Here is a 3,658-nt window from a genome sequence, read left to right as displayed (position 1 = left end):
GTAATTCGGTTGTCATGGATAAATGCTCCCGGTTGCAGGCCGAGTAATACCCAAAGGGGCGGCGATTATAGCTTATTTTTTGTCCAATCGCATCGCCTCGTGCCGGACAAAACAACTCGCGTTAACAAACCAAGGCGCCAACACTTACATCACCACGTGCAAGAAAAGCGATTCCCATCCAAAGGACAATGTGTGTTGTCAATCTTTAGCAAAAAGAAACTTTTCTAGGCTTTTCAATGGCTCGGCAAGTTTTTACACTAGCGAAAGTCTCAACGATGCCAATAACGACAATGCAAATATTACCGTTTATTCTCGCCCTGGCGGCCAGTAATACGTTTATGACCGTCGCATGGTACGCCCATCTACGCGACTTAAACGACAAGCCATGGTACATTGCGGCAATCATTAGTTGGGGAATTGCACTGTTTGAATACTTAATTCAAGTACCAGCCAACCGCTATGGCTTTCAATTTATGACACTGGCACAGCTCAAAATCACACAGGAAATCATCTCGCTGGCAGTTTTTATTCCGTTTGCCGTGCTCTACATGAAGAACAAGATAACCTGGAACTACCTTGCCGCTTGCGGCTGTTTGATTTTGGCCGCCATACTCATTTTTCAGGAGAATCAACCGTGAATACTAAATCAACCGCACAGGCAAGCAACCCGTGGCACAACTTCATGCCAGTGGGTTGGCGGGAATGGGTTGCATTGCCAGATCTTGGGATAACCAAAATTAAAGCCAAAGTAGACACGGGCGCCCGAACTTCCTGTCTTCATGCCTTCAAAGTGCAGAAATTTACCAAAGCCGGAACTGGCTGGGTGCGCTTCTGGGTACATCCTGTTCAAAATGATCAAGACAGTGTTATCGTCTGCGAAACCCGAGTAATCGACAGAAGAATCGTGAGTGACTCTGGTGGCCATCGCGAAATGCGTTACGTTATCGCTTCACACTTGATGCTTGGCGCTCACACTTGGCCAATTGAGTTGACTCTCACCAATCGTGACAGTATGCGTTTTCGCATGCTATTGGGTCGGACAGCAATGGCCGGCAGAATGATCGTCATTCCCGACCAATCATTTTTAGCCGGGCCGCCGACTTGTGCCAGCTAATCCCGAATGTCAATCATGTCGGTCATCGTGGCTTGGAACTTATCCACAGCCGCCTCGGCTTCGGTTACCCTTTCAAAACGTGCGACATGATACAACGCTTCTCCCTCATACACCTGAGGAATTTGGTTTTGACCCACAATGATGCCGGAAAAAGGGGCCACAATAGCGGTTTCATCCATTTTTAAGGGACCGCTCACGTAACCCAATATGTCCCCCTTCCGGATCCTTGCACCCAATTGCGTCACTGTTCGAAAAAAACCATCAGTCGGCGAACGTACCCAGGAAGAAGAAGGGGCCACGGCGGGTTGAATTTTCTTTTTTCGCACGCGTGTTCTTATCATTCCAACTTGTTCAAGTACATTGCGAACACCATTGACGCCAGCTATGATCGAGGGTTGATCGTATCGCAGTGCTTCGCCCGCTTCGTACGTGATGACAGGAATACCCAAGGCATCGCCCGCATTTCGAAACGTACCTTCCTTGAGTTCAGAAGTCAGGACGACCGGTGCCCCAAACGCCAGCGCCATCTCCATCGCCGTTGGGTTATCGGGGCTCACTCGAATTTGCGGCAGATTCGTTCGACCAATCGCGCCAGTGTGCAAGTCAATGGCCATATCCACTTTTTTGAGCACATCCTCGGTCAAGAAATGGGCCATCCGAGCGCCCAGAGAGCCACTGGCCGATCCAGGAAAACAACGGTTCAAATCGCGACGATCGGGCAAATATCGACTCCGTTGCATGACACCAAACACATTGACAATGGGTATGGCAATCAAACAACCGCGCACCCTTCTTGCCCATGAGGCATAGAGGAGGCGACGTACGATCTCCACGCCATTGATTTCGTCCCCATGAATCGCTGCCGTGACCAGTAGCGTCGGCCCCTTGCGCTTGCCACAAATCACCAAGGTCGGCATTGTGATGGTGTCATGGCCAAGCAGTTTACCGATGGGCGGTTCTAGTACGACCATGTCGCCTGCTCGTACCTCATGCCCGAAAATTGACAACATGCCCGCTTCACCCTTTTCCAACGGTACGTGTGCTAAGTTTTTTCTCCTTCATTCTTTTTTCCAGATACTCGATAATCATTCCAGCAACATTCTTCCCGGTTGCCGACTCAATGCCTTTCAAACCCGGCGAAGAGTTAATTTCCATCACCACTGGCCCATGATTTGATCTAAGAATATCAACCCCCGCAACTCGTAACCCGACAATTTTGGCCGCCCGAACGGCGACCGCACGTTCCTCCGGTGTAATGCGAACCACTTCAGCCTTGCCACCACGATGCAAATTAGAACGAAACTCACCAATTGGTGCCTGACGCTTCATCGCCGCCACGACTTTGTCGCCAACGACTAGACAACGGATGTCCGCACCTGCCGCCTCCTTAATAAATTCTTGCACCAATATATTTGCCTTAAGTCCCATGAATGCCTCAATGACACTTTCTGCGGCCTTACGTGTGTCTGCAAGTACAACGCCGATACCTTGAGTGCCTTCTAGCAGCTTTATCACTAATGGCGCGCCGCCAACCATATCTATCAAGTCGTGCACATCATCCGGTGAGTGCGCAAAACCAGTGACCGGTAGTCCGACACCTTTTCGCGACAATAACTGCAAACAACGCAGCTTGTCGCGCGAACGGGTAATCGCAACCGATTCATTGAGCGGCAAAACCCCCATCATTTCAAACTGACGCAAAACTGCCGTGCCGTAAAACGTAATGGAGGCTCCAATCCGAGGAATCACCGCATCAAAATTTTCCAGCACTCTGCCCCTATAATGGATTGCGGGCCGCCCTGATGCGATGTTCATGTAACACCGAAGGGTATCGACAACCTCTACCTCATGACCACGACTGATACATTCTTCGACAAGGCGGCTGGTCGAATACAATTTTCGATTCCGACTAAGTATTGCAATTTTCATAAATAACCCGATTTTTCCTTGTGATGATAAAAAATGTTGGTGTGGAGCCTCGTCCAACCGCTGATATCAGCGATAACCGTCTCCAAGCAAAATAGTACTAAAGGAATTTTAGCGTAATTCATAGCCGGATATATCAAATACTTAAGGTTGGGCCAAAAAAAGATGATAAACCATCGACCAGTCTGAGTGACGGACAAGGTCAGACTGACTGTCTATGCTTCGTCACACCACAGAAATCACCGCAGTGGCCGAATTACCTGGCATGCCGCATCCAGTGGCACTTGTGGTGTCTGAGCGACGCGGACAACGCGATGGTGACTTCACCGACGACGGCGTGTTTATTGATCTTGACGGCGATGGAAAGCTCAGCCGTCACGAATACCTGGCGCCTAATGCTGTCTTGGTCTCACCAGAGGGTATGGCGTGGCACATTCGGGTAAAACCATAGTGACTCGAACGCTGTAAACACCTCAGTATATTAGGTCTCATTCGAAGCCTCTGGGTGCTGCTCCGACTTGTATAGACAAGTTCCGACAGGTACACTGTCGGCATGAAACAATACCAACGAATACAACAGTATATTCTGGATGGCATCGCGCGCGGTCGATGGGTAGC

Annotated in this window: 5 protein-coding genes; 3 read left to right on the top strand and 2 right to left on the bottom strand. The window is 49.6% G+C overall.

Annotated features, from left to right (window positions below; genetic code table 11):
* Positions 1-290: 290 nt before the first annotated feature.
* Positions 291-638: a hypothetical protein gene (locus tag D6694_14370; protein ID RMH35888.1), complete on the top strand. Its 348-nt coding sequence runs from the start codon at positions 291-293 to the stop codon at positions 636-638.
* Between the two features lie 44 nt (positions 639-682).
* Positions 683-1,114 (top strand): ATP-dependent zinc protease, encoded by a 432-nt coding sequence (locus D6694_14365; protein ID RMH35887.1) that lies wholly within the window; start codon positions 683-685, stop codon positions 1,112-1,114.
* Here the strand turns inward: D6694_14365 and D6694_14360 are convergent.
* A complete protein-coding gene (locus D6694_14360) occupies positions 1,111-2,124 on the bottom strand; it encodes a succinylglutamate desuccinylase (protein ID RMH35886.1) in 1,014 nt (337 codons plus the stop codon). The two genes, D6694_14365 and D6694_14360, sit on opposite strands and share 4 nt — an antisense overlap.
* A gap of 7 nt (positions 2,125-2,131) precedes the next feature.
* Entirely contained in the window at positions 2,132-3,043 is a 912-nt protein-coding gene (locus D6694_14355) for a 30S ribosomal protein S6--L-glutamate ligase (GenBank protein RMH35885.1), read from the bottom strand.
* Between the two features lie 214 nt (positions 3,044-3,257).
* On the opposite strand from D6694_14355, the gene D6694_14350 reads away from it, so the two are divergent.
* Entirely contained in the window at positions 3,258-3,491 is a 234-nt protein-coding gene (locus D6694_14350) for a hypothetical protein (protein RMH35884.1), read from the top strand.
* Positions 3,492-3,658 lie beyond the last annotated feature (167 nt).

The sequence above is a fragment of the Gammaproteobacteria bacterium genome (assembly GCA_003696665.1).
Classification (GTDB): Bacteria; Pseudomonadota; Gammaproteobacteria; order Enterobacterales.
The sequence above is the reverse complement of the archived record's forward strand: the minus strand, read 5'-3'. Positions and strand labels throughout refer to the sequence as shown.

Coding starts and splice junctions, on each gene's coding strand:
- D6694_14370 (RMH35888.1), top strand. CDS start 291: ATGCAAATATTACCGTTTATTCTCGCCCTGGCGGCCAGTAATACGTTT.
- D6694_14365 (RMH35887.1), top strand. CDS start 683: ATGCCAGTGGGTTGGCGGGAATGGGTTGCATTGCCAGATCTTGGGATA.
- D6694_14360 (RMH35886.1), bottom strand. CDS start 2,124: ATGTTGTCAATTTTCGGGCATGAGGTACGAGCAGGCGACATGGTCGTA.
- D6694_14355 (RMH35885.1), bottom strand. CDS start 3,043: ATGAAAATTGCAATACTTAGTCGGAATCGAAAATTGTATTCGACCAGC.
- D6694_14350 (RMH35884.1), top strand. CDS start 3,258: ATGCTTCGTCACACCACAGAAATCACCGCAGTGGCCGAATTACCTGGC.